The 24,026-nt window shown below is 64.3% G+C and carries 24 protein-coding genes; 3 read left to right on the plus strand and 21 right to left on the minus strand.

Annotation, left to right across the window (positions count from 1 at the left end; all coding sequences use genetic code 11):
* Nucleotides 1-35: 35 nt before the first annotated feature.
* From F3H41_RS07385 to urtA, 15 genes are all read right to left on the minus strand, one after another.
* Entirely contained in the window at nt 36-740 is a 705-nt protein-coding gene (locus F3H41_RS07385) for an urease accessory UreF family protein (protein ID WP_244616134.1), read from the minus strand.
* Nucleotides 733-1,254, minus strand: a complete 522-nt coding sequence (gene ureE / locus F3H41_RS07390; protein WP_149737915.1) for an urease accessory protein UreE — start codon at nt 1,252-1,254, stop codon at nt 733-735. The genes F3H41_RS07385 and ureE overlap by 8 nt, the downstream gene beginning before the upstream one ends.
* A gap of 1 nt (nt 1,255) precedes the next feature.
* Nucleotides 1,256-1,552: a putative quinol monooxygenase gene (locus tag F3H41_RS07395; protein ID WP_188129363.1), complete on the minus strand. Its 297-nt coding sequence runs from the start codon at nt 1,550-1,552 to the stop codon at nt 1,256-1,258.
* Nucleotides 1,553-1,617: 65 nt separating this feature from the next.
* Nucleotides 1,618-3,330 (minus strand): urease subunit alpha, encoded by a 1,713-nt coding sequence (gene ureC / locus F3H41_RS07400; RefSeq protein WP_149737917.1) that lies wholly within the window; start codon nt 3,328-3,330, stop codon nt 1,618-1,620.
* Nucleotides 3,331-3,447: 117 nt separating this feature from the next.
* The gene (locus F3H41_RS07405) at nt 3,448-4,065 is read right to left on the minus strand and encodes a Urease operon accessory protein (RefSeq protein ID WP_149738260.1); all 618 of its coding nucleotides are present in this window, start codon (nt 4,063-4,065) and stop codon (nt 3,448-3,450) included.
* Nucleotides 4,066-4,097: 32 nt separating this feature from the next.
* Complete coding sequence (locus F3H41_RS07410; protein WP_149737918.1) at nt 4,098-4,505, minus strand: lysozyme inhibitor LprI family protein; 408 nt, start codon at nt 4,503-4,505, stop codon at nt 4,098-4,100.
* Complete coding sequence (locus tag F3H41_RS07415; protein WP_149737919.1) at nt 4,505-4,810, minus strand: urease subunit beta; 306 nt, start codon at nt 4,808-4,810, stop codon at nt 4,505-4,507. Before F3H41_RS07415 ends, F3H41_RS07410 begins: the two co-directional genes overlap by 1 nt.
* A gap of 27 nt (nt 4,811-4,837) precedes the next feature.
* A complete protein-coding gene (locus F3H41_RS07420) occupies nt 4,838-5,092 on the minus strand; it encodes a DUF1272 domain-containing protein (protein WP_149737920.1) in 255 nt (84 codons plus the stop codon).
* A gap of 9 nt (nt 5,093-5,101) precedes the next feature.
* On the minus strand, nt 5,102-5,404 hold the full coding sequence (locus F3H41_RS07425; RefSeq protein ID WP_149737921.1) for an urease subunit gamma: 303 nt from the start codon (nt 5,402-5,404) through the stop codon (nt 5,102-5,104).
* An 89-nt stretch (nt 5,405-5,493) separates the two neighbouring features.
* Nucleotides 5,494-6,324, minus strand: coding sequence for an urease accessory protein UreD (locus tag F3H41_RS07430; protein WP_149738261.1), 831 nt, complete (start codon nt 6,322-6,324; stop codon nt 5,494-5,496).
* A gap of 28 nt (nt 6,325-6,352) precedes the next feature.
* The gene (gene urtE, locus F3H41_RS07435; protein ID WP_149737922.1) at nt 6,353-7,048 is read right to left on the minus strand and encodes an urea ABC transporter ATP-binding subunit UrtE; all 696 of its coding nucleotides are present in this window, start codon (nt 7,046-7,048) and stop codon (nt 6,353-6,355) included.
* A 220-nt stretch (nt 7,049-7,268) separates the two neighbouring features.
* Nucleotides 7,269-8,033, minus strand: coding sequence for an urea ABC transporter ATP-binding protein UrtD (gene urtD, locus F3H41_RS07445; RefSeq protein ID WP_149737923.1), 765 nt, complete (start codon nt 8,031-8,033; stop codon nt 7,269-7,271).
* 4 nt (nt 8,034-8,037) lie between these two features.
* The gene (gene urtC, locus F3H41_RS07450; RefSeq protein ID WP_149737924.1) at nt 8,038-9,222 is read right to left on the minus strand and encodes an urea ABC transporter permease subunit UrtC; all 1,185 of its coding nucleotides are present in this window, start codon (nt 9,220-9,222) and stop codon (nt 8,038-8,040) included.
* Nucleotides 9,219-10,796 carry an urea ABC transporter permease subunit UrtB gene (urtB, locus tag F3H41_RS07455; protein WP_149738262.1) on the minus strand — a complete coding sequence of 526 codons (1,578 nt, stop codon included), beginning with the start codon at nt 10,794-10,796 and terminating at the stop codon, nt 9,219-9,221. Before urtB ends, urtC begins: the two co-directional genes overlap by 4 nt.
* A 484-nt stretch (nt 10,797-11,280) precedes the next feature.
* Nucleotides 11,281-12,567: an urea ABC transporter substrate-binding protein gene (gene urtA, locus F3H41_RS07460; RefSeq protein ID WP_149737925.1), complete on the minus strand. Its 1,287-nt coding sequence runs from the start codon at nt 12,565-12,567 to the stop codon at nt 11,281-11,283.
* Nucleotides 12,568-12,823: 256 nt separating this feature from the next.
* Between urtA and F3H41_RS07465 the strand changes: the two genes are divergently transcribed.
* From F3H41_RS07465 to F3H41_RS07475, 3 genes are all read left to right on the plus strand, one after another.
* Entirely contained in the window at nt 12,824-13,834 is a 1,011-nt protein-coding gene (locus F3H41_RS07465; RefSeq protein ID WP_149737926.1) for an SHOCT domain-containing protein, read from the plus strand.
* Nucleotides 13,835-13,952: 118 nt separating this feature from the next.
* A complete protein-coding gene (locus tag F3H41_RS07470) occupies nt 13,953-17,342 on the plus strand; it encodes an ATP-binding protein (RefSeq protein ID WP_149737927.1) in 3,390 nt (1,129 codons plus the stop codon).
* Nucleotides 17,329-18,255, plus strand: a complete 927-nt coding sequence (locus tag F3H41_RS07475) for a DNA-binding response regulator (RefSeq protein ID WP_149737928.1) — start codon at nt 17,329-17,331, stop codon at nt 18,253-18,255. The genes F3H41_RS07470 and F3H41_RS07475 overlap by 14 nt, the downstream gene beginning before the upstream one ends.
* 123 nt (nt 18,256-18,378) lie before the next feature.
* Here F3H41_RS07475 and F3H41_RS07480 read toward each other — a convergent pair whose 3' ends face one another.
* From F3H41_RS07480 to F3H41_RS07505, 6 genes are all read right to left on the minus strand, one after another.
* A complete protein-coding gene (locus F3H41_RS07480) occupies nt 18,379-19,497 on the minus strand; it encodes a branched-chain amino acid ABC transporter substrate-binding protein (RefSeq protein ID WP_149737929.1) in 1,119 nt (372 codons plus the stop codon).
* A 116-nt stretch (nt 19,498-19,613) separates the two neighbouring features.
* Nucleotides 19,614-19,964: a DUF6867 family protein gene (locus tag F3H41_RS07485; RefSeq protein ID WP_149737930.1), complete on the minus strand. Its 351-nt coding sequence runs from the start codon at nt 19,962-19,964 to the stop codon at nt 19,614-19,616.
* Between the two features lie 14 nt (nt 19,965-19,978).
* A complete protein-coding gene (locus F3H41_RS07490; RefSeq protein ID WP_188129364.1) occupies nt 19,979-20,704 on the minus strand; it encodes an ABC transporter ATP-binding protein in 726 nt (241 codons plus the stop codon).
* Nucleotides 20,704-21,591, minus strand: coding sequence for an ABC transporter ATP-binding protein (locus F3H41_RS07495; RefSeq protein WP_149737932.1), 888 nt, complete (start codon nt 21,589-21,591; stop codon nt 20,704-20,706). Before F3H41_RS07495 ends, F3H41_RS07490 begins: the two co-directional genes overlap by 1 nt.
* A complete protein-coding gene (gene livM, locus F3H41_RS07500) occupies nt 21,591-22,979 on the minus strand; it encodes a high-affinity branched-chain amino acid ABC transporter permease LivM (protein WP_149737933.1) in 1,389 nt (462 codons plus the stop codon). Before livM ends, F3H41_RS07495 begins: the two co-directional genes overlap by 1 nt.
* Nucleotides 22,980-22,983: 4 nt before the next feature.
* Nucleotides 22,984-23,886, minus strand: coding sequence for a branched-chain amino acid ABC transporter permease LivH (locus F3H41_RS07505; RefSeq protein WP_149737934.1), 903 nt, complete (start codon nt 23,884-23,886; stop codon nt 22,984-22,986).
* Nucleotides 23,887-24,026: the final 140 nt, after the last annotated feature.

The raw sequence follows: 24,026 nt of genomic DNA on the forward strand, positions 1-24,026 counted from the left end.
CTGTCCTCGTCCTTGCCTTCGGTTTGCGCGGCCGCTCACGAGCGGAACAGCCGGGGCTCCATCGTCTCATGCTGCAACACCATCACATCTGCAACAAGAGTGGATGACCAGAGATCATCTAAACTGGAAATATCCGCACGTCTCGCAACCTGAAGTGTATTATCTTCGATTCCGGCCAGAATGGCCACCCCGCCCGTCTGCCCCGTGACACCGAGGCGGATCGCCGCCGAAACGGCATTGGCGGCCCCTGCATGGAGATAGGCCGCGATGGCATCGACCCGCGACACGCCATGGGCGCCGGCGACGGCCCCGACCGCCACGGCATAGGGAACCTCGGCCGGCAGCCGATCGAAAACCGCATGCGGCCAGCTCAGCGCCGCCGTCAGGAAAGCCTCGCCCTGCAACAGCGCTTCCATCTGCCGCTCCCGCCCGCCGAACATGGCGACCGCAAGCGCGCAGATCTCGCCGAGGCGATCGGCATCGTCGTTGGCACGGTGAGCCGCGGCCAGCAACACGCAATCGGCCCAACCGCTGCCCGACACGAACAGGCTCTCCAGCCAGCCACGCAGCGTGGCGGCATCGGTCACCAGCCCACCCTTCACCGCCTGTTCCAGCCCGCCCGAATAGGCAAAGGCCCCGACCGGAAAGGCGGGCGATAGCCAGGTGACGAGACGGATCAGGCCGCGCGTCCCCGCGCCGCCCTCCTCAACCCGCGCCCCGGCCACCGCCGCGTCAGTCATGGTGGTGATGCCCGTGATCATGGCTGTGATCGTGGGAATGCCCATGGCTATGCGAATGACCATGCGAATGCCCGCCGCCGGCCTGGTGGTAAGCGCCGCGCACGGGATGGAACGGCTCGCTCGCCTCCCTCAGACTTGCGCCCAGCCCCTCCAGCATGGTCCGGATGACGGGATCCCTGAGGATCACGATCCGCTCTTCCTCGATCTGCGCCGGCAGATGGCGATTGCCGAGATGCCAGGCAAGCTCGATCAAGTGCAGCCGGTCGCGGCCGCGGATATCGTAGACCTTCTCCTCCGCCGCGATCACCTCGACCACGGTGCCGTCATCCAGCGCCAGCAGGTCGCCATGCGCCAGCATCACCGCTTCCTTGAGATCGAGCATGACCATCTCGCCATGCTGGAGATGCAGGAGCTTGCGGCGCAGGTGCCGCTGGTCATGCGCGAGAACGACGACATCGACCGGCACCGGATGCTCGGCGTCCGCCGGCAGGATGCGCGTGCAACGCTGCGTCATCTCAGAGCACCTCGACCTTGTCCGAATGCACCACTTCCAGATTGCGCCAGGCCACCATGCCGTCGATGGAATCGAGGAAGGTCTTCACATGCGGCTGGCCGAAATGCGCCTGAAGGTGATCGCGGCTTTCCCAGCGCTCCACGAAGACGATGAAGTTCTCGTCCTCCACATCCACATTGACCGTGTAGTGGATGCACCCCGCTTCCTTGCGCGTCGCCGCGGCCACGATCTTGGCGGCCTCGATGAAGGCGGCGGTCTTGTCGGGATGGATGCGGTGTTCGGCCAGCACGTAGATCATGGTGTCTCCTCGGTATGGGTTTCGGGTGCCCGTTGATCGGACATCCCGCATCATTGCGGCAGATATCAGAACAGGAAGTAGCGCTGCGCCATCGGCAGCACGGTTGCGGGTTCGCAGGTCAGCAGCACGCCGTCGGCCCGTACCTCGTAGGTCTCGGGGTCCACCTCGATATGCGGCGTCAGGCTGTTGTGGATCATTGAGGCCTTGGAGATGCCGCCGCGGGTGTTCTTGACCGCGACAAGTTGCTTGGCAACGCCGAGCCGGCCGGCGAGGCCGCCGTCGAGGGCGGCCTGGCTCACGAAGGTGACCGAGGAATTGGTGCGGGCCTTGCCGTAGGAGCCGAACATGGGGCGGTAGTGCACCGGCTGCGGCGTCGGGATCGAGGCATTCGGATCGCCCATGGGTGCTGCCGCGATCATGCCGCCGAGCAGCACCATGTCGGGCTTCACGCCGAAGAAGGCCGGGTTCCAGATCACAAGATCGGCGCGCTTGCCGACTTCCACCGAGCCGATCTCGTGCGACAGGCCATGGGCGATGGCCGGGTTGATCGTGTATTTGGCGATGTAGCGCTTGACGCGCACATTGTCGTTGTTACCAGTCTCTTCCGTCAAGGCGCCACGCTGGCGCTTCATCTTGTCGGCCGTCTGCCAGGTACGGATCGCAACCTCGCCGACGCGGCCCATGGCCTGGCTGTCGGAGGAGATGATCGAGAAGGCGCCGATATCGTGCAGGATGTCTTCCGCCGCGATGGTTTCCTTGCGGATGCGGCTTTCGGCAAAGGCGATGTCTTCGGGGATCGACGGCGACAGGTGATGGCAGACCATCAGCATGTCCAGGTGCTCGGCGAGCGTATTGACCGTGTAGGGCCGCGTCGGATTGGTGGACGATGGAATGACGTTCGGCTGGCCGCAGATCTTGATGATATCAGGCGCATGGCCGCCGCCAGCCCCTTCGGTGTGGAACGCGTGGATGGTGCGGCCCTTGATGGCCGAGATCGTGTCTTCCACGAAGCCGCTCTCGTTCAGCGTATCCGTGTGGATCATCACTTGCACGTCGTATTGGTCGGCAACGGACAGGCAGCAGTCGATGGCGCCGGGCGTCGTGCCCCAGTCCTCGTGCAGCTTCAACGAGGTGGCACCGCCGAGCACCATCTCCTCCAGTGCGCCCGGCAGCGAGGCATTGCCCTTGCCGGCAAAGGCAAGGTTCATCGGAAAGGCGTCCGCCGCCTCGATCATCCGGGCGATATGCCAGGGGCCGGGCGTGCAGGTGGTGGCGAGCGTGCCATGCGCCGGTCCCGTGCCGCCGCCCAGCATGCAGGTGAGCCCGCTCATCAACGCTTCCTCGATCTGCTGCGGGCAGATGAAGTGGATATGCGCATCCATGCCGCCGGCGGTGACGATCTTGCCCTCACCCGCGATCGCCTCGGTACCCGGGCCGACGATGATATCGACGCCCGGCTGCGTATCCGGGTTGCCGGCCTTGCCGATGGCGACGATGCGCCCGTCCTTCAGCCCGATATCGGCCTTCACGATGCCCCAGTGGTCGACGATCAGCGCGTTGGTGATGACGGTATCGACCGCGCCCGCCGCCCGCGTCACCTGGCTCTGGCCCATGCCGTCGCGGATCACCTTGCCGCCGCCGAACTTCACCTCCTCGCCATAGGTGGTGAAATCCTTCTCCACCTCGACAAAGAGTTCCGTATCGGCCAACCGCACCTTGTCGCCCGTGGTGGGGCCGAACATGGAGGCATAGGCGGCACGCGGCATTTTGTAGGACATGGGTTCATCCCTCTCGTCTGTTCGGTCACGTCAGTCTGGCTCTGCCTTGCGGCGGACACCACGGCATTGACGGGGCCGGCCCGGGGAAGCCTTGCGCTTCCCGCGATCATCGTCGGCCTATCCGGCCAGTTCTGCCGGCTCAGCGACAAGCCGGGATAGCCGGCCGGCGGCGACGTGAGCCTCCACCCACAGCCGCTCGGCCTCCCACGGGTGCCATTCCCAGCCCTGATGCCCGAAACCGGCGAGCAGGATGGCATCCCCCTCAACCGCATGGTTCCACAGCACCTCGGCAATCACGATGAGGCCGGTGGAGGGCACCACGAAGGGCGTGCTGTCCAGCGCCGCCAGTTCAAGGGCAAGCCGCTGATGCGTTCCGGCCGGCAGCACGGTGTGTCGCTTGCCGGCCTCCGCACAGATCGCCGCAAAGCCATCGGTGTAGTCGTCGCAGAAATCGTCGAGTTCAGGATGCGTCAGCGAAAGCGGCGCGCGCATCGCGGCAAACATTTCGGGATCGCGGATCGACCAGATCTCGCCCGCCGCCATCACCGCCGGATTGAGCCGCCACGCCACGCCTTCCGTCATCGCCTTGCCGGGCCGACCCGTGTTGCAGACGGCGACGATATCGGTGCGATGGGCCTGGCCGCCGGCAGAGCGGCAGTCATTGAAGCGGATCACGCAATCGGCGGCAAGGATCGCGGCTTCAGCCTCCGCCGCCACCGGTCCGTTCCCCACGATCGCAAAGCGCCGTCCGCCCACCAAGGCTCTCCTCAATACATCTGCAGCAGGGCATCGAGCTCCTGCGTGCGCTTGCGCGTCAGTTCCGCCCTGCAGCTTTCGATCAAGAGCGGCTCCATCGATCCGCCATGGGCCGAAAAGCCTTCCGCCTCGCACTGGCCGTCGCGATAGTCGATCCAGGCGCGCTGCGCCTTGAGGAGCGCCGCTTCCGCGCCGGTTGTGAGCGCGCTCTCCGCCACCGTCTTGTCCCAGTCGGCCATCGCCTTGCGGACCTTGGGCCAAAGCGCGTTCAGCGCCTCATCCGCCTTCTGGAAATCCTCGGCCGCGCATGCGTTCATGTCGGCCTGCGTCATGGCATTGTTGCAATCGATCTCCGGCGTCTCCTCGGCGAAAGCCGGGAGCGCGAGGAAAAGCAGACCGATCGCCACCGCAGCACGCATCACAGGCTTCCCATCACCTGCTGGCGGAAACCGTACACTTCGCGCTTGCCGGAAAGCGGGATCAGCGACACCGTCCGCGTCTGGCCTGGCTCGAAGCGCACCGCCGTGCCCGCGGGAATGTCGAGCCGCCGGCCGCGCGCTGCGTCGCGATCGAAGACGAGGCCCGCATTGGTTTCGGCGAAGTGGTAGTGGCTGCCGACCTGCACCGGCCGGTCGCCCGTATTGGACACCTCGATCGTCACGACATCGAGGCCGGCATTCAGCTCGATGTCGCCGGGGGCTGCGATGATTTCACCTGGGATCATGGGCATCGTCCTTTGGTCGAGCGGGGTTCAGGCAGCCTTGACGGGCGCGCAGCCCTCGGCCTTGAGAATACGCGTTGTGGAAGCCGGGTACTTCGCCAGCATGGCCGCCGGCCGCACGGGGCGGCGCACCAGCTCGCCGCCGCAGTTCGGGCAACTGCCGGCCAGCACACCCTCCGCACAATCGGCGCAGAAGGTGCACTCGAAGGTGCAGATGCGGGCGTTGTCGCTTTCCGGCGGCAGGTCCGCGTCGCAGCATTCGCAGTTTGGGCGCAGCGCCAGCATCGGAAGACCTCAGCGGATCGGTTCGTGAACGGTCACCAGCTTCGTTCCATCCGGGAACGTCGCCTCGATCTGGATGTCGTGGATCATCTCCGGGATGCCCTCCATCACCTGATCGCGGGTCAGAACATGGGCGCCGGCCTCCATCAGGTCCGGCACCGAGCGGCCGTCGCGCGCGCCTTCGACCACGAAGTCGGTGATGAGCGCGATCGCTTCGGGATGATTGAGCTTCACGCCGCGCTCCAGGCGCCGCCGGGCGACCATGGCCGCCATGGAAATCAATAGCTTGTCTTTTTCTCTCGGCGTCAGGTTCATGCGTCGTCACCAATGGTTGGAGCAAATCCAGCGAAAATGGGAACCGATTTCGCGTCAGGCGTTTGCGTCATCACACAGAAGTCGAAGGGTCAGAGTGACCAGACTTTCGGCACTGGCGCGTCTTTGCGCAAGTGCGAAATGACCGGCACGAGGATTTTTCTCAAGGCAAAACCATCGGCGGCGACGAGCCGCGCGACCAGCTTCTCGCCGGCCGCGCTTCTGATAAGGCTGACCCCGCCAAGCGCCGGCCCGAGCAGCGCGCGCAGCCGCTCGACCTGCGCCTCCGCATCCGCCCCGACATAGAGAAGGGTGGCAAAAGCGACGTTCCCGCCAAGCACCGCCGGCTGCCCGGTGAGCGCGGTAATATCGCCGTCGAACTTCAGGTTTTCCGCATGCAGAAGGTGGCCCGCACGGCGAATGCGCCAGCGATCCATGAACAGCCCGCGCCGCATCGCCTCGCCCATCGCCTTGCGCCCCAGCAGCACGGCCTCGACGGCGAGGAAGGCGGCATCCGCGGCGAGATCGACTTCCAGCCGCCGTGACAGGGTCGAGCCATCAAAGAGGATCGTTTCCTGCGGCAGCCAGGCAAGCCTGGCGCCTTCGCCCACCGTGATCTTCGTCTCGACCTCGGCAACCCCGCCGGAGGCGCGGTAGATGCGCTCGCAGGCCTGCGTCGTCAGCGTCAGATCCGTTCCGGCCTTCGCCTCGAAGCGCCAGGCAAGATCGTCCCCGCCCGTCAGCCCGCCGGAGGAGTTGATGAGGATCGCCTCCATGCGCCCGTCGAAGCTTTCGGGCACGCGGATTTTGGCGCAGCCTTCCTGATAGAAGGTGTCGAGCCGCGTGCGACCGCCGGCGGGCTTGGCCGTCAGCCGGCCCCGCCCCCACGCCCGTTGGGGCACTATTGTCGCACTCTCACCCATCTGCCCTGCCATTCCCGTATCCGCGTCCTCAAACCGTCAGGTGCCGGCGGGCCTCCGCCGTATCCAGCGTCTCGGCCGACCCCTCATGCACGATCTCGCCACGGTCCATGATATAGACGTGGTCCGCAAGCTCGCGGCAGAAATCGAGATACTGTTCCACAAGCAGGATCGCCATTCCCGTGGAATCCCGCAGATATTTCAGCGCCCGGCCGATATCCTTGATGATCGACGGCTGGATGCCCTCTGTCGGCTCGTCCAGCACCAGAATGCGCGGCCGTGTCACCAGCGCCCGGCCGATGGCGAGCTGCTGCTGCTGCCCGCCGGACAGATCCCCGCCCCGGCGCGACAGCATGGTGTTCAGCACCGGAAACAGCGAGAAGATGTCGTCTGGAATGAAGCGATCCTTTCGCGCGAGCGGCGCATAACCGGTCTCCAGGTTCTCCTTCACGGTGAGAAGGGGAAATATCTCCCGCCCCTGCGGCACGAAACCGACGCCCATCTTCGCTCGATTGTAGGCCGCGACCCCATCCAGCGGCTTGCCATCGAAGGCGATCGCCCCGCCACTCAGCGGATGCCGCCCGGTGATGGCGCGCAGCAGGCTCGTCTTCCCCACCCCGTTGCGCCCCAGCACACAGGTGATCTTCCCCATCTCCGCCCGGATGGTAATGCCCCTGAGCGCCTGCGCGGCGCCGTAGTGGAGGTTTGCGTTGTCGACGGTCAGCATGTGATGCCCCATGGTTGGCGTGTCGTTGCGGGGATACCCCCCTCTGCCCTGCCGGGCATCTCACCCACGTGGGGGGGAGATCGGCAGGCGGCTTGCACATCTCTTCAAAGGAGACGTCTGTTTTCGGGCAGGCGGTTGCTCCACCGGATCTCCCCCCTTGTGGGGGAGATGCCCGGCAGGGCAGAGGGGGGTGCATCGCCCTCAGCCTCCGCATCCCCCCTCACCGCCCCAGATAATTCTCGATCACCTTCGGATCGTTCGAGACGAAATCGATCGATCCTTCGGCCAGCACCGAGCCTTCCGCAAGGCAGGTCACCTTCACGCCGAGGTCGCGGATGAAGCCCATGTCGTGTTCGACGACGACGACCGAGCGAGTCTTGGCGATTTCCTTCAGCAGGATCGCGGTCTCCGCCGTCTCCGCGTCGGTCATGCCGGCGACGGGTTCGTCGACGAGAAGCAGCTTCGGCTCCTGCGCCAGCAGCATGCCGATTTCCAGCCACTGCTTCTGGCCGTGGGAAAGGTTGGCGGCGAGGTCGTCCTTGCGGTGCGAGAGGCGTACGGTCGCGAGGATCTCCTCGATGCGCGCCTTGTCGGCGGGCGAGAGCGTGTAGAACAGCGTGGCGAAGACGCCGCGTTTGCGGTTCAGCGCCAGCTCGATATTGTCCCACACCGTATGGCTTTCGAAGACGGTCGGCTTCTGGAACTTGCGGCCGATGCCGAGCTGGGCGATGTCGGCCTCGTCCTTCGTCGTGAGGTCGATCGCGCCTTGAAAGAACACCTCGCCGCTGTCGGGCCGGGTCTTGCCGGTGATGATGTCCATCATCGTGGTCTTGCCGGCCCCGTTCGGGCCGATGATGGCCCGAAGCTCGCCAGGCTCGACGACGAAGGAGAGCGAATTCAACGCCTTGAAGCCGTCGAAGGCGACGGAGACGCCGTCGAGATAAAGCAGGCTACGGGGTTTGGCATCGGGATTGACGACGGTCATGGTCTCACTCCGCGGCTTGGGGGTTGGCGGGCGTGGCGGCATCGGCGCCGGGCGGCGGAGTGGCCGAGGTGTCTTTCGCCGTGGCCGCGGCCCGCTCGCGGCGGCTCGCAAGTGCCTGCTGCACCGTCCCGACGATACCCTTCGGCAGGAACAGCGTGGTGGCGATGAAGAGGCCGCCGAGCGCGAAGAGCCAGAGCTCGGGGAAAGCGCCTGTGAAGAAGCTCTTGCCGAAATTGACGAGGATGGCCCCGACGATCGGCCCGATCAGCGTGCCGCGCCCGCCGACCGCCGTCCAGATCACGACTTCGATGGAGTTGGCCGGGGCAAATTCGCCGGGATTGATGATGCCGACCTGCGGCACGAACAGCGCACCGGCAATGCCCGCCATCATGGCCGAAACGACGAAGGCGAAGAGCTTCACGTTTTCGACGCGGTAGCCGAGGAAACGCGTGCGGCTCTCCGCATCGCGCACGCCGACCAGCACCTTGCCGTATTTGGACCGCACGATGGCCGAGGCGAGCACCAGGCACAGCGCCAGCATTGCGGCCGAGAGGGCAAAGAGCACGGCGCGCGTGCCATCCGCCTGGACGGAATAGCCGAGGATGTCCTTGAAGTCGGTCAGGCCGTTATTGCCGCCGAAGCCCATGTCGTTGCGGAAGAAGGCGAGCAGCAGCGCATAGGTCATGGCCTGCGTGATGATCGAGAGATAGACGCCGTTGACGCGGGAGCGGAAGGCGAACCAGCCGAAGACGAAGGCGAGCAGGCCGGGCACGAAGAGCACCATCAGCATGGCGAACCAGAACATGTCCATGCCGTGCCAGAACCAGGGCAGTTCCTTCCAGTTGAGGAACACCATGAAGTCCGGCAGCACGGGATCGCCGTAGACGCCGCGCGGGCCGATCTGGCGCATCAGATACATGCCCATCGCATACCCGCCGAGCGCGAAGAAGGCGCCGTGGCCGAGCGAGAGGATGCCGCAATAGCCCCAGACGAGATCGAGCGCCAGCGCCAGCAGGGCGTAGCAGAGATACTTGCCCGTCAGCGACATGATGTAGGTCGGCACGTGCAGCGGGCTGCCGGCGGGTACGAGGAGATTGAGGGCCGGCACGAGGATGGCGACGGCCATCAGGATCGAGGCGGCGATGACGATGCGGCCTTCCAGCGCGCGCAGGATGAAGCTCGTGATCATGCTTCCACCGCCCTTCCCTTGAGCGCGAAGAGGCCGCGCGGACGTTTCTGGATGAAGAGGATGATGAGGACGAGCACGAGGATCTTGCCGAGCACGGCGCCGACCCAGGGCTCGAGGAACTTGTTGAGCACGCCGAGCGTCAGCGCCCCGACGAAGGTGCCCCAGAGATTGCCGACCCCGCCGAAGACCACGACCATGAAGCTGTCGATGATGTAGGCCTGCCCGAGGTTCGGCGAGACATTGTCGATCTGGCTGAGCGCCACGCCCGCAATGCCGGCAATGCCCGAGCCCAGCGCAAAGGTGAAGGCATCGACCCAGGGCGTGCGAATGCCCATGGAGGCCGCCATCTTGCGGTTCTGCGTCACCGCGCGCATCTGCAGGCCGAAGGGCGTACGCTTCAGGAGCACCAGAAGCGCCACGAAGACGGACAGCGAGAAGGCGATGATCCACATGCGGTTATAGGTGATCGTCATGCCGCCGAGCGGGAAGGAACCGGACATCCAGGAGGGGTTGCCGACTTCCTGGTTGGTAGGGCCGAAGAGCGTGCGGATCGCCTGCTGCAGGATGAGCGATATGCCCCAGGTGGCGAGCAGCGTTTCGAGCGGCCGGCCGTAGAGGAACCGGATGACGCCGCGCTCGATGACGAGGCCGACCGCGCCGGTGACGAGGAAGGCAAGCGGCAGCGCGATCATCAGCGACCAGTCGAAAAGGCCGGGGAAGGAGGTGCGGATCACCTCCTGCACCACGAAGGTCGTGTAGGCCCCCAGCATGACCATTTCGCCATGCGCCATGTTGATGATGCCCATGACGCCGAAGGTGATGGCAAGGCCGATGGCGGCGAGCAGCAGCACCGAGCCGAGCGAGAGCCCGTACCAGACATTCTGCGCGACGTCCCAGAGCTCCTGCTCGCTCTGGATGGAGGCGATGGCGGAATTGATGTCGTCGGCCAGCGCCGGATCGGCATTGGCGGCGGCACCGCTGAGGATCGAGATCGCCTCGCGCCCGCCGAAATTCTTGATGGTGGCGACAGCCTGGCGCTTGTCCTCGACGGACCGGTCGGAAATCAGCACGGAAACGGCACGTGCCTCTTCCATGCGGATCTTCACGGCAGGATCGGTCTCCTTCGCGAGCGCCGTTTCCACCAGCGCAAGATTGTCTGCCGACGGCGATTTCAGCACGGACTCGGCAGCTGCAAGGCGCACGTCGCGGTCAGGCGAGAGCAGCGTCAGACCGCCCAGCGCCGAGCGGATGGCGCGGCGCAGCGTATTGTTGACCTTGATCTTCGTCATCTCGGCCTTCGCCGCCGTTCCCGCGCTCTCGCCCGTCAGCGGGTCGACTAGATCAAAACCGCCCGAGGCGGACCTGGCGATGAAGACCGCATTGTCGGCCTTGCGCAGATAAAGATCGCCCTCGGCAAACGCCTCCAGCGCCGGCACCACGCGGGTGTCGCCGGTCGCGGCGATCTGGCCGAGAATGTCTTCCGCCTGCTTGAAATTGGCCGAGCCGAGCTGGTCGATGAGCGGCTTGGGATCGGCGCCCCCTTGCGCAAAGGCCGGGGTGGCCAGCACCAGCATGAGCCAGATGACCTGGAAAAGACGTTGGATCACGATGCGTGCCCCCTGTTGGCGCTGATCTGGGCGGGCATCGGACGGGGATACCCCCCTCTGCCCTGCCGGGCATCTCCCCCGCAAGGGGGGAGATCGGTTGGAGCCGCCGCATACCCCTTTTCGGGCGTCATCGGCCGCAGCCCCATCTTCGGCTTCAGCCCGGACTTCGGCTTCAGCCCCGTCATCCTTCCTACCTCTGCTGCGTCATCCTCGGACTGGACCCGAGGATCCACGCCGCATGGCGCAAGGTGAGAAGAATGCAGAAGCCTCAAGAATGGATCCTCGGGTCCAGCCCGAGGATGACGTCGCGTGTGTGGAACCGAACCGGGCATACGGTTTGAAAGCCGATCCGCTGCAGCCTGCGGATCTCCCCCCTTGCGGGCGAGATGCCCGGCAGGGCAGAGGGGGGTGAGCGACCCTGCATCAGACCGCCGCACACCCCCTCGCGCTATCAGCTGCCCTTGCCGCCGCACTTGCCCGTGGCAACGTTGAAGTTGCCGCAGGACATCGGCTTGCGCCAATCGGAGATCAGGTCCTTGGAGTCCGGCAGGTAGTCGGACCATTCGTCGCCGACGACCTGCGCGGTCTGCTGGACGATTTCGAACTGGCCGTCTGCCTGGATTTCACCGATCAGCACCGGCTTGGTGATGTGGTGGTTCGGCATGACGGTGGAGTAGCCGCCCGACAGGTTCGGAACCGAGACGCCGATGATCGAGTCCAGCACTTCGTCGGTTTCGGTCGTGCCGGCGGCCTCGACGGCCTTTACCCAGGCGTTGAAGCCGATATAGGCGGCTTCCATCGGGTCGTTGGTGACGCGCTTGTCGTTCTTGATGAAGGCGTGCCATTCCTTGATGAACTCGGCATTGACCTCAGTATCGACAGACTGGAAGTAGTTCCAGGCCGCGAGGTGGCCGACGAGCGGGCCCGTGTCGAGGCCGGCGAGTTCTTCTTCACCCACCGAGAAGGCGACGACCGGGATGTCCTCGGCCTTGATGCCCTGGTTGGCGAGTTCCTTGTAGAAGGGAACGTTCGCGTCGCCGTTGATGGTGGAGACGACGGCGGTCTTCTTGCCGGCAGAGCCGAACTTCTTGATGTCGGAAACGATCGTCTGCCAGTCGGAATGACCGAAGGGCGTGTAGTTGATCATGATGTCCTCTTCCTTGACGCCCTTCGACATCAGGTAGGCCTTCAGGATCTTGTTGGTCGTCTGCGGATAGACGTAGTCGGTACCGGCGAGAACCCAGCGCTCCACGCCTTCGTTCTCGGCGAGGTAATCGACGGCCGGAATGGCCTGCTGGTTCGGAGCCGCACCCGTGTAGAAGATGTTGCGCGAGGATTCTTCACCCTCGTACTGCACCGGGTAGAAGAGGATCGAGTTCAGCTCTTCGAAGACCGGCAGGACCGACTTGCGCGAGGAAGAGGTCCAGCAGCCGAACACGGCAGCGACCTTGTCCTTTTCGATCAGTTCGCGCGCCTTTTCGGCAAACAGCGGCCAGTCGGAGGCCGGGTCGACGACGACCGCCTCGAGCTTCTTGCCGAGAACGCCGCCCTTCTTGTTCTGCTCCTCAATGAGGAAGAGCATCGTGTCCTTCAGCGTCGTTTCCGAAATGGCCATGGTGCCGGACAGGGAATGCAGAACGCCGACCTTGATCGTGTCTTCCGCAAAGGCGGTCGTCATGGCCGTGGTAGCCAGAGCGCCGGCCAGAAACGCGCTGATCAAATGCGCCTTGAATGTCATGGTGAACCCCTCTCGTTCGTTTGGCGAAGCCCGTTTCCGTCCTTGGGAGCCGTTAACCGTTCGCAAACGAACTATCCGATGCTGCGCCGCAAAACCGTATACGTAGTTTGACGTAGACGCCGGGGGGAAAGCGGCGCAGGGCGCTCGTCTCGCCCGCCGGTTTACCTGTCTTCTGTCACACACCCGTGCTAGGGTGACCCAATCGCAAAGGCCGGCAGCACCGCGGGCCACGCCTCCTCCCACGATCGGACACTCCATGCACCCCTTGAGCGAAGACGGCCGTCGCATCCTGACGGAGCTTGCCGCGCGCCATGGCATCAGCCTCGACGCCGCCACCCACATGCTGATGGCGGTTGCCAATGGCGGCGGCACGCAGGCACAGTTCAACCATCCGGAAGTCGGCGGCATGGGCCAGTGGTCGCGCGGTGGCATGATCATGATCGGCGACATGTTCAACAACGGCCTGAAGGCGAAGGTGGACTGGCTCTGCCAGGAACTCTCCGACCTCCTCGGCAGCCAGCCGGCGCCCGCCCCGGTGCCGCAACAGATGCAGTCGCAGAACCAGTGGCCCAATCAAGGCCAAGGCCAGAGCCAGGGCTACGGCCAGTCCCAGCAGCAGGGCGGCGGTTACGGCCAGTTCCAGGGCCAGTCCTCCGGCCAGCAGGGCGGCGGCACCTCCAGCCTTTTCGTCTCCGGCGGCACCTCCATGTCCTCGGGCGGCTGGCCGGGCGAGTTCGGCCACCCCTCGGCCGTCGGCTCGCAGAACAATCTGCGCTACGCCTTCTTCCCCTCCTCCCGCCGCCTCGTCATCGAGATCAACGGCCAGCAGACCACCTATGACACCGGCGACCACCAGATTTCCGGCTTCGGCCAGCAGCAGTCGGGCGATCAGTCGCTGACCTTCACCTCGCAGTTCGGCCTGGTGCGCGTCGCCGACCTGCCGCAACTGACCGCCTCCACCGACCGGCAGAACGGCTCGCAGCAGACCCACGCCCCGGCGAACGGGCAGCCGGCCGAGATGCCCGCACCTGCGCCCATGACAACAGAACCCGTCGCGCAGGAACCCTTCGTGACGCAGTCCTACACCCCCACGCGTCCCGCGGACATCAGCCAGCCAACACCCGCCGCCCAGCCGGCGCAGACCGCGCCGCTCTCCGACGACGAGATCTTCGCCAAGATCGAACGCCTCGCCGCCCTCCACGCCAAGGGCGTTCTGACGGACGAGGAATATTCTTCGAAGAAGGCCGACCTGCTCGGCCGGCTCTGAAAGTCCGGATAGAGAATGGGGGCGGCCGTTTCCGCCCCCATCGCCCTTGCCTTTATGCGCATCCTGTCCAAAAGTGCCCACACAGTAAGCACTCCCATACAGGCGCCAGAAAACAGGCATGACCGCCCGCCAACGCATCATCCCCGTCCGGCGCGACTACAATCGCTGGGTGGCCGACCAGACGCTGGAAGACTATGCGCTGCGCTTTACGGCGAAAAGCGCGCGGCGTTTTTCCTCCGAGCGCATTTCCCAGACCGCCATCGGCGCCATCTCCTTCCTGGCGCTGGAGGCGATCGGCGGGACGATTACCCTGGCCTACGGCACCACCAACGCCTTCTTCGCCATCCTCGTCGCCTCGGTGCTGATGCTCGCCGTCGGCGTGCCCATCAGCCGCTACGCGATCCGCCATGGCGTCGACATCGACCTGCTGACACGCGGCGCGAGCTTCGGCTATATCGGCTCCACGGTGACCTCGCTGATCTATGCCAGCTTCACCTTCATGCTCTTTGCCATCGAGGCGTCGATCATGACCGGCGCCCTGCAGCTCGCCTTCGGCATTCCGCTCTGGCTCGGCTACATCATCTCCGCCGTCGTCGTCATTCCGCTCGTCACCTACGGCATCCGGCTCATCTCGCGCTTCCAGATCCTCACCCAGCCCTTCTGGATCGTGCTGAACATCCTGCCCTTCGTGTTCATTGCCTTCCTGGATTGGGAGAAGATCGACCTCTGGCGCGCCTTTGCCGGCATCGGCCATTCGAATGCCGAGGTTGGCGGCGCCGCTCCCTTCGATCTCATCGAGTTCGGCGCCGCCTCCGCCGTCATCCTCGCGCTGATGCCGCAGATCGGCGAGCAGGTGGACTTCCTGCGCTTCCTGCCGCCCGAGGGCAGCCGCAAGCTGCGCCACCGCATCGCCGTTTTCCTCGCCGGCTCCGGCTGGGTGGTGCTGGGCGTGCCGAAGCTGCTCGCCGGCTCCTTCCTGGCCGTCCTGACGCTCTCGACCGGCGTGCCGGCCCGGGAGGCGGCCGATCCCGCCCACATGTATCTCGCCGCCTTTGGCTACATGATCCCGAACGACACGGCAGCCCTCCTGCTGATGGCCGCCTTCGTGGTCATCTCGCAGCTGAAGATCAACGTGATGAACGCCTATGCCGGCTCGCTCGCCTGGTCGAACTTCTTCTCCCGCCTCACCCACAGCCATCCCGGCCGTGTCGTCTGGCTGGTCTTCAACGTGGCGATCGCTCTCCTCCTGATGGAGCTTGGCATCTACCGCCTGCTGGAAGCGACGCTCGGCATCTTCTCCATCATCGCCATGTCGTGGCTGGCGGCCATATCGGCCGATCTCTTCATCAACAAGCCGCTCGGCCTTGCACCGCCCGGCATCGAGTTCAAGCGCGCCCACCTCTACGACATCAATCCGGTCGGCGTCGGCGCCATGGGGCTCTCGGCCGGCATTGCGTTGGCCGCCCATTTCGGCGTCTTCGGCGAAATCGCGGCCTCGCTGGCGCCCTACATCACGCTGATCGTCGCCTTCATCGCCTCCCCCGCCATCGCGTCGGCGACGAAGGGCCGCTACTACCTCGCCCGCAAGCCGCGCGCTGCGTGGCACAACCAGACCAGCATCGCCTGCTCCATATGCGAACACCCCTTCGAGCCCGAGGACATGGCCTGGTGCCCGGCCTATGCCGCGCCGATCTGTTCGCTGTGCTGCTCGCTGGACAGCCGCTGCCACGACATGTGCAAGCCGCATGCGCGCCTGAACGCGCAGGCCGTCACGGTCGCGCGCAGGCTCCTGCCGGAATGGGTCATCGAGAAGCTTGGAACCCGCCTGGGCCGCTACGCGCTGAGCGCATGCCTCTCGATCGGCGTCATCGGCGCCATCCTCGCCCTTATCGGCCATCAGGCCGGCGAAGCCTCGCCGGAAACCGCCGAGGTGGTGAACGGCACGATCGCCGTCGTCTTCTTCGTCTTCGCCGTCGCCGCCGGCGTCGTCTGCTGGTTCTACGTGCTCGCCCATGACAGCCGCGTCGTCGCCGAGGAGGAATCCTCCCGCCAGAACACGCTGCTTTTGAAGGAAATCGCCGCCCACAAGAAGACCGACGCCGCCCTGCAACAGGCCAAGGAAACGGCCGAAGCCGCCAACCGCGCCAAGAGCCGCTATGTCGTCGGCCTCTCTCACGAGCTGCGCACGCCGCTGAACGCCGTGCTCGGCTATGCCCAGATTCTCGAGCGTGACGAGACGATCCCCGCCCCGCGCCAGTCCGCCATCAAGGTCATCCGCCGCTCGGCCGACCATCTGTCGGGCCTTATCGACGGTCTGCTGGATATCTCGAAGATCGAGGCCGGGCGGCTGCAGGTCTATTCGAACGAGATCAACATCGCCGATTTCCTCGACCAGATCGCCGACATGTTCCGCCCGCAGGCCGAGGCCAAGGGCCTTGCCTTCGTGCACAGGCGCGCAGCCAACCTGCCGCGCTACGTGAAGACCGACGAAAAGCGCCTGCGCCAGATCCTCGTGAACCTCCTCTCCAACGCCATGAAATTCACCGAGCAAGGCACGATCCGCTTCGAGGTGGAGTATCGCAGCCAGGTCGCGACCTTTACCGTCGCCGACACTGGTCGGGGCATATCCGAAAGCGACCTGCCGCGCATCTTCGAGCCCTTCCAGCGTGGCGAGGCGGAGCATATCCGCCCCATGCCGGGCCTCGGCCTCGGCCTCACCATCACGCGGCTGCTGACCCAGACGCTCGGCGGCGAAATCGCCGTCACCAGCGAGCGCGGCGCCGGTTCCACTTTCCGTGTCCGGCTGCTGCTCTCGGCCGTCGATCGTCCCGCCCCGCCCCCTTCGCAGCGCAAGATCGCCACCTACAAGGGCCCGCGCCGGACCATCGTGGTGGTGGACGACAACGAGGACCACCGGGACCTCATGGGCGAGATCCTCAAGCCCATGGATTTCATCGTGCTGACGGCGGCGAGCGGTCCGGAATGTCTGGCGCTGATCGAGGGTGTGAAGGCCGACCTCTTCTTCGTGGATATTTCGATGCCCGGCATGAATGGCTGGCAACTCGTCACGCGCCTGCGCGAAACCGGACAGATGGCGCCCATTGTCATGGTCTCAGCCAATATCGGCGACGTCTCCGCCGCCGAGGGCAAGAGCGGCCACAATGATGCGCTTGCCAAGCCCTTCGACATCCGCCGCCTTCAGGACAAGCTCGCCATCCATCTTAGCCTCGAATGGGTCTACGACACCGGCGAAAGCCCCGCGACGAAGACCGTGGCGCCGGGCGTCATCGTCAACCCCGGCAAGGCGCATCTGGAAGAGCTGATCCGGCTCGGCGAGATCGGCTATGTCAGGGGCATTGAGGCCAAGCTTGCGGATCTCGCCAAAACCGACGAAAACGGCCCCTTCGTCGCGCAGGCGCGCGCCTTCGTGCAGGCCTTCGACCTCGCTGGCTACACCGATTTCCTGCACGAGATCACCACCAAGGAGCAGACCCGTGGCCCCTCCTGATGCGGCAGCCCATCCGCGCGACATTGTGCTGATCGTCGATGACAGCCCCGAAACGCTGGGCTTCCTCACCGATGCGCTCGAACAGTCCGGCTTTTCCGTGTTGATCGCCACCTCCGGCAAGGCGGCGCTGAACGTGGTCGATCGCATCACGCCGGACGTGGTGCTGATGGATGCCGTCATGCCCGGGATGGACGGGTTCGAGACCTGCCTGCAACTGAAGACCCGCGCCGCCGTCACCGATGTCCCGGTCATCTTCATGACCGGGCTGACGGAAACCGAGCACATCGTGCATGCACTGGAATCGGGCGGCGTCGATTATCTCACCAAGCCCATCAACATCGACGAACTGCGCGCCCGCATCCGCGTCCATCTCGCCAATGCCCGCTCCGCCCAGAGCGCCCGCGCCGCGCTGGATGCAGCCGGCCGGCATCTGATGGCGGTCGATGGCGCAGGCGCGGTGCGCTGGGCCACCCCGCAGGCCGCCCGGCTCGTCGATGCCGCCACCGGCACCGGCGAGGGCCTGGGCGCCATTGCCGCCGACATCCGCGCCTTCATGGGCGAACGCGCCGCCGGCCGCGGCGGCGACACGCTGGTCATCGCCATTGGCGGGACCCCTGCCCTCAACCTCGCCTTCGTCGGCGCCATCGGCGCGGACGAATTCCTCTTCCGCCTGACGAGCGCCACCCGTGCCGCCGGCGATTCGCTGCTGCGCCAGACCTTCGGCCTGACGGAGCGGGAGGCCGAAGTGCTGCTGTGGATCGCCCATGGAAAGTCCAACCGCGACATCGGCGAGATCCTGGGCCTCAGCCCCCGCACGGTCAACAAGCACCTCGAGCAGATCTATGTGAAGCTCGGCGTCGAAAACCGCGCCTCCGCCGCCGTGCGCGCCGCCAACGTGCTGCACGAGACGTAAGCGGCATCGTCTGGTTTCCAACAGGCCTCTAAACGCGAAAACGCCCGGCACGATGGCCGGGCGTTCCGCAGAAGCGATCCTCTCGCCACGCCCCGCCGGACGGCAGGGCGCGGCTTTGAACCTTTAGGGGTTCTGCACGTAGTCGTACTTGCCTTCGGCGTTCTTCTTCCAGGTGTACATGACGTAGTCCGGACGCGTGATGTCGCCCTTTTCGTCAAAGCTGAGCTCGCCGATGGCGGTTGCGAACGGGCCCTTGGCCTTGATGGCTTCGGCAACAGCCTGGCCGTCGGTGCTGCCGGCAGCCTTGGCAGCTTCGGCAATAACCTGGAGAGCGGCGTAGGAGTAGAGCGTGTAGGCTTCCGGTTCGAAGCCGGCAGCACGGAACTTCTCGACGAGTTCCTTGGCAGCCGGGTTCTTGCGCGGATCGGGAGCAAACGTCATCAGCGTGCCGTCGACGGCGTCGCCGGCGATGGAAGCCAGTTCGTTCGATACGATGCCGTCACCCGACATGAAGGTAGCCTTCAGGCCCTGGTCGGCAGCCTGGCGCTCGAGCAGACCGAATTCGGTGTGCAGGCCGCCGTAGTAGATCATGCTGACGCCGGCATCCTTCATCTTGGCGATGAGGGCGGAGAAGTCCTTGTCGCCGGCATTGATGCCTTCGTAGACGGATTCCGTCACGCCGGCAGCGTTGAGAGCCTTCTTGGTTTCGTCGGCAAGGCCCTGACCATAGGGGGTCTTGTCGTGAATGACGGCAACCTTGGCGTCCTTGAAGTTCGCAGCGATATAGGCACCGGCAACGGCGCCCTGCTGGTCGTCACGGCCGCAGGTACGGAAGGTGTTCCACAGGCCGCGCTCGGTGTAGTTCGGGTTCGTGGAAGCCGGGGTGATCTGCACGATGCCGTTTTCGGCATAGACTTCCGAAGCCGGGATGGAAACGCCCGAGTTGAAGTGACCGACAACGAACTTCACGCCGTCAGCAACGAACTTGTTGGCGACGGAAACGCCCTGCTTCGGGTCCGACACGTCGTCGCCGAGAACGATCTTGATCTGCTCACCGTTGATGCCACCGGCAGCGTTGATGTCTGCGGCAGCCTGCTCGGCGCCCTTCTGGAGCTGTGCACCGAAGGCAGCGTTCGGACCCGTGAGGGGACCGGCGACGCCGACCAGGATGTCAGCCCAGGCAGTGCCGCTGAAAGCGACCATTGCCGAAAGCGCGACGGCCGACAAAAGAGACTTCTTCATCTTGTAACTCCCAATAGCCAAGCGGGTGTGTGTTTGACCGGTCGCAATAACCCACCACAACTGCGCCGGTATTTATGATGCGAGGGGGAGATGAGGCCACCCCCGCATTGTTCCCTTTATGATCTGGACTTCCACGAAAAGGGCGAGGCCTTCTCGTAGAGCCAGTAGTAGTTGTTGGTCATCTGCTTCGTCCGGTAGAAGCGGAATCCGGCGACAGAAAACAACAAAAGGATGGCGGTGTCCACGACATAGTACTGCGCCGTCAGCATCGTGCCGTTGAACAGCGCGTGATGGATGAAGCGGATCGCGACACCGAGCAGCAGCGTGTAGATGACGAGCGTTTGCATGCCCTGCCAGCTCTCCGCAACGCTCCTTCCGGTGCGCCATGCGGTCCAGCCGCCCATGAGGATGGTGATGAAGAAGAACTGCAGGATGGACGGTTCTTCGTGCAGAATACCCTGTAACATAGCCTCGTTCCCCCTCAGTGACGGCCGCCCTCGAGATACGCGGCGCGCACCTCGGGATTGGCAAGCAGTTCGCGGCCCGAACCTGTCATGGTCACCTTGCCGTTGACCATCACATAGGCGCGGTGCGAGAGCTTGAGGGCAGCAAAAGCGTTTTGCTCGACGAGGAAGACGGTCAGGCCTTCGGTTTCGTTGAGCTTCTTGATCGCCTCGAAGATGCCCTTGACGATCAGCGGTGCGAGGCCGAGCGAGGGCTCGTCGAGCAGCAGAAGCTTCGGACGCGCCATCAGCGCGCGGCCGATGGAGAGCATCTGCTGCTCGCCACCCGACAGCGTGCCGCCGCGCTGGCTCTGCCGCTCCTTGAGCCGCGGGAAGAGCGTGAAGATCTTCTCGACGTCCTCGTTGAAATATTTCAGGTTGTCGAGGCTCGCGCCCATCTGCAGGTTTTCATAGACGGTCATGCGCGGGAAGATGCGGCGCCCTTCCGGCGACTGCGCGATGCGAAGACGAGCAATCTCGTGGGTCGGCATGCGCGTGATGTCGCGACCCTCGAAAATGACCGAGCCGGTGCGCGCCTGCGGGCTGCCGCAGATGGTCATCATCAGCGTCGACTTGCCGGCACCATTGGCGCCGATCAGGCAGACGATTTCGCCCTTCTTGACTTCCACATCGACGCCGCCAAGCGCGCGGATATTGCCGTAGTAGGTCTCGACAGCCTTTACGTTCAGAAGAGTCTCGCTCATCAGTGCTTGCCCTCCTCGACCGTCTCGACAACGTCCTCGATCTCTTCGATCACCTCTTCGACCTCTTCGTCTTCCACGCCCAGATAGGCCGCGATGACCTTCGGATCGTTCTTCACATGCTCGGGCGTGCCGTCCGAAATCTTCTGGCCATATTCCAGCACCACCACATGGTCGGAGATTTCCATGACCACGGACATGTCGTGTTCGATGAGCAGGATCGACGTGCCCGTCTCGTCGCGGATGGCGCGCAAAAGTGTGTTGAGCGCCAGCGATTCACGCGGGTTGAGGCCGGCCGCCGGCTCGTCGAGGCACAGGAATTCCGGACCCGTGCACATGGCGCGGGCAATCTCCAGACGGCGCTGGGCGCCATAGGGCAGATCGCCCGCTGGATCGTCGGCGCGGTCGATGAGATCGGCCTTTTCGAGCCAGAACCGCGCCTTCTCGATCGAGGCAGCCGCCGCCTTCTTGTAGGCGGGAAGGCCGAGCAGGCCGAGAACCGTGTAGCCCGACGCCTTCATCAGCGTGTTGTGCTGCGCGACAAGAAGGTTTTCCAGAACCGTCAGGCCTGAGAACAGGCGAATGTTCTGGAAGGTGCGCGCGACCTTGGCTTCGCGCGTCACCATGAAGTCCGGCAGGCGCTCCAGCATGTAGGACTTGCCGGACTTCTGGGTCATGGTGATCATGCCCATGGTCGGCTTGTAAAAGCCCGTGATGCAGTTGAACACCGTGGTCTTGCCGGCGCCGTTGGGGCCGATCAGCGCGGTGATATCGCCGCGCCTGGCCTCGAAGGAGAGGTCGTTGATGGCCATCAGGCCACCAAAGCGCATCGACAGATGCTCGACCTTGAGAATGCTGTCCTTGGTCATTGTCGTACCCGTCGAAGCCATCAGCCGTGACCTTCCTTGGTGAAGCTGCCGGAGACGGCCTTGCGCTCGAAGAGGAAGGCGGTGGGTTCACGCGATCCGACGAAGCCGCGCGGCTTCCAGACCATGACGACCACCATGGCGATGCCGAAGATCAACATGCGGTAGAGTTCCGGCGTGAAGTCCGGCCCGAAGACGGCCTTGAGGAAAGTCATTTCACGCAGGAGTTCCGTGCCCCCGATCATCAGCGCCGCCGCCACCGCAATCCCGATCAGCGAGCCCATGCCGCCGAGAACGACGATGGCGAGGATGATCGCGGATTCGAGGAAGACGAAGGATTCCGGTGAGACGAAGCCCTGGCGGACCGCGAAGAACGAGCCGGCGAACCCGCCGAACATGGCGCCGATCGAGAAAGCCGTCAGCTTGGTCGTCACCGTGTTGATGCCGAGCGAGCGGCAGGCGATCTCGTCCTCACGCAGCGCTTCCCAGGCACGTCCGATCGGCATGCGACGCAGCTTGATCGTCACATAGGCCGTCAGCAGGGCAAGGGCCAGGATGAGGTAGTAGAGGAAAATCTTGTAATAGGCCGACGACATCGGCAGGTCGAAGGCCTTGGCAAAGTTGTTGGGCGCAGAGACATCGAACGACCAGATGCCGAAGAAGGTGGCTTTGGGAATGCCCGAGACGCCGAAGGTGCCGCGGGTGACCTCTGTCCAGTTGATCAGCACCAGTCGTATGATCTCCCCGAAGGCGAGCGTCACGATGGCGAGATAGTCGCCCTTCAGCCTCAGCACCGGAAAGCCGAGGATCATGCCCCAGAAGGCGGCCAGAATGCCGGCGAGCGGCAGCAGGATCCAGAAGGACAGGCCAAAGGTGGAGGCCAGCAGCGCATAGGAATAGGCGCCGACCGCGTAGAAGGCGACGTAGCCAAGGTCGAGCAGGCCGGCAAGGCCCACCACGATGTTGAGGCCCCAGCCGAGCATCACATAGATCAGGATCTGGATGCCGAAATTGTCCACCCACTTCAGCGAGCCCTGAACGCCCGAGAGGGCGATGACGACGGGCGGGAAGAGAACGAGGGCAAGGACGGCGAGCTTCGAGAAGTTGCGCTTCACGAAGCCGTCTTCGGTGTCGGCGACCTGCGCGTCCCGGCTCGCCTTGCGGGCGGCGAGGTAGGGGCGAAGATAGGCGACGGTGATGAAGCGGCCGACCATGGCCACGCCGATGAAGATCGCAAGCAGACCCCAGCGCTGCACCAGGATCAGTTCGTTGCGGATGTTCTGGTCGGTTTTCAGACCGACGAACAGGACGAAGAGGCCAAGCGAGACGAGACCGGCATAGAAGGCTTCGCGCAAGGCCTGCGCCGTCAGAGAATTTCCGGCGGCGGGCGTGTTGGATTGAGGATTTGCCATGGGATCAAACCTTCTCGACTTCCGGTCGTCCGAGAATGCCGGACGGCTTGAAGATCAGAACGATGGCGAGGATCGAGAACGCCGCCACATCCTTGTAGTCGATGCTGAAATAGGCCGACCACAGCGATTCGATGAGGCCGATCAGGATACCGCCGATCACGGCGCCCGGCAGCGAGCCGATGCCACCCAGAACGGCCGCGGTGAAGGCCTTGACCCCCGGCACGAAACCATCGGTGAAGACGACCACCCCGTAATACATCAGGTACATCGTACCGGCGACGGCGGCGAGCGCGGCGCCCATGATGAAGGTCACGGAAATGGTGCGGTCAACGTCGATGCCGAGCAGGGCCGCCATCTTGCGATCCTGTTCCGTCGCGCGCTGGGCACGGCCGAGCGGCGTGTGATTGACGATGTACCAGAAGGCCGTCAGCAGCACCGCGGTGATCACGACGATCAGGATCTGCTTCAGCGAGATCGAGATGCCGAAGACATCATAGACCGAGGTGACCAACGGCGGGATTGGCTTGTTGCGCGGACCCTGGGTCACCTGGATGAAGTTCGACAGCGCGATCGACATGCCGATCGCGGTGATCAGCGGCGCCAGGCGGAAGGAGCCGCGCAGCGGACGATAGGCCACCCGCTCGATCGTCCAGTTCCACAGGCTGACCATCAACATGGCGACGATCATCATGATGAGCAGCGCCAGCGCCACCGGAATGCCGGCGAAGAACGACGTGAGCAGGAGGAAGACGATGAGCGCGGCAAAGCCGCCGAGCATGAAGATATCGCCATGGGCAAAGTTGACCATGCCGATAATGCCGTAGACCATCGTGTAACCGATGGCGATCAGGCCATAGATCGAGCCAAGAGTCAGCCCGTTTACGAGCTGCTGGATGAAATATTCCATACCAATCCCCCGGATATGATCCCTGAACGGTCATATCTCTTGTTTTCGCACCCTTTGCGGGTTTCTTCTGCGGATCAGGATTCCATAGCGGTTTGGATCGAAATTGAAAGTCAAAAATCACATTAAAGACAGGATCTTTT

It is taken from the genome of Rhizobium sp. RU20A, from assembly GCF_900155885.1.
GTDB lineage: Bacteria > Pseudomonadota > Alphaproteobacteria > Rhizobiales > Rhizobiaceae > RU20A.

Excerpts from the sequence above, each read along its gene's own strand:
- urtE (WP_149737922.1), bottom strand. The coding sequence starts at position 7,048 with ATGCTGACCGTCGACAACGCAAACCTCCACTACGGCGCCGCGCAGGCG.
- F3H41_RS07420 (WP_149737920.1), bottom strand. The coding sequence starts at position 5,092 with ATGCTGGCGCTGCGCCCAAACTGCGAATGCTGCGACGCGGACCTGCCG.
- F3H41_RS07410 (WP_149737918.1), bottom strand. The coding sequence starts at position 4,505 with ATGCGTGCTGCGGTGGCGATCGGTCTGCTTTTCCTCGCGCTCCCGGCT.
- F3H41_RS07415 (WP_149737919.1), bottom strand. The coding sequence starts at position 4,810 with ATGATCCCAGGTGAAATCATCGCAGCCCCCGGCGACATCGAGCTGAAT.
- urtD (WP_149737923.1), bottom strand. The coding sequence starts at position 8,033 with ATGACCGTCGTCAATCCCGATGCCAAACCCCGTAGCCTGCTTTATCTC.
- F3H41_RS07465 (WP_149737926.1), top strand. The coding sequence starts at position 12,824 with ATGCACCCCTTGAGCGAAGACGGCCGTCGCATCCTGACGGAGCTTGCC.
- ureC (WP_149737917.1), bottom strand. The coding sequence starts at position 3,330 with ATGTCCTACAAAATGCCGCGTGCCGCCTATGCCTCCATGTTCGGCCCC.
- F3H41_RS07395 (WP_188129363.1), bottom strand. The coding sequence starts at position 1,552 with ATGATCTACGTGCTGGCCGAACACCGCATCCATCCCGACAAGACCGCC.
- urtB (WP_149738262.1), bottom strand. The coding sequence starts at position 10,796 with ATGCTGGTGCTGGCCACCCCGGCCTTTGCGCAAGGGGGCGCCGATCCC.
- F3H41_RS07385 (WP_244616134.1), bottom strand. The coding sequence starts at position 740 with ATGACTGACGCGGCGGTGGCCGGGGCGCGGGTTGAGGAGGGCGGCGCG.
- F3H41_RS07470 (WP_149737927.1), top strand. The coding sequence starts at position 13,953 with ATGACCGCCCGCCAACGCATCATCCCCGTCCGGCGCGACTACAATCGC.
- F3H41_RS07430 (WP_149738261.1), bottom strand. The coding sequence starts at position 6,324 with ATGGGTGAGAGTGCGACAATAGTGCCCCAACGGGCGTGGGGGCGGGGC.
- ureE (WP_149737915.1), bottom strand. The coding sequence starts at position 1,254 with ATGACGCAGCGTTGCACGCGCATCCTGCCGGCGGACGCCGAGCATCCG.
- F3H41_RS07495 (WP_149737932.1), bottom strand. The coding sequence starts at position 21,591 with ATGGCTTCGACGGGTACGACAATGACCAAGGACAGCATTCTCAAGGTC.
- F3H41_RS07485 (WP_149737930.1), bottom strand. The coding sequence starts at position 19,964 with ATGTTACAGGGTATTCTGCACGAAGAACCGTCCATCCTGCAGTTCTTC.
- F3H41_RS07490 (WP_188129364.1), bottom strand. The coding sequence starts at position 20,704 with ATGAGCGAGACTCTTCTGAACGTAAAGGCTGTCGAGACCTACTACGGC.
- F3H41_RS07505 (WP_149737934.1), bottom strand. The coding sequence starts at position 23,886 with ATGGAATATTTCATCCAGCAGCTCGTAAACGGGCTGACTCTTGGCTCG.
- urtC (WP_149737924.1), bottom strand. The coding sequence starts at position 9,222 with ATGATCACGAGCTTCATCCTGCGCGCGCTGGAAGGCCGCATCGTCATC.
- urtA (WP_149737925.1), bottom strand. The coding sequence starts at position 12,567 with ATGACATTCAAGGCGCATTTGATCAGCGCGTTTCTGGCCGGCGCTCTG.
- F3H41_RS07425 (WP_149737921.1), bottom strand. The coding sequence starts at position 5,404 with ATGAACCTGACGCCGAGAGAAAAAGACAAGCTATTGATTTCCATGGCG.
- F3H41_RS07480 (WP_149737929.1), bottom strand. The coding sequence starts at position 19,497 with ATGAAGAAGTCTCTTTTGTCGGCCGTCGCGCTTTCGGCAATGGTCGCT.
- livM (WP_149737933.1), bottom strand. The coding sequence starts at position 22,979 with ATGGCAAATCCTCAATCCAACACGCCCGCCGCCGGAAATTCTCTGACG.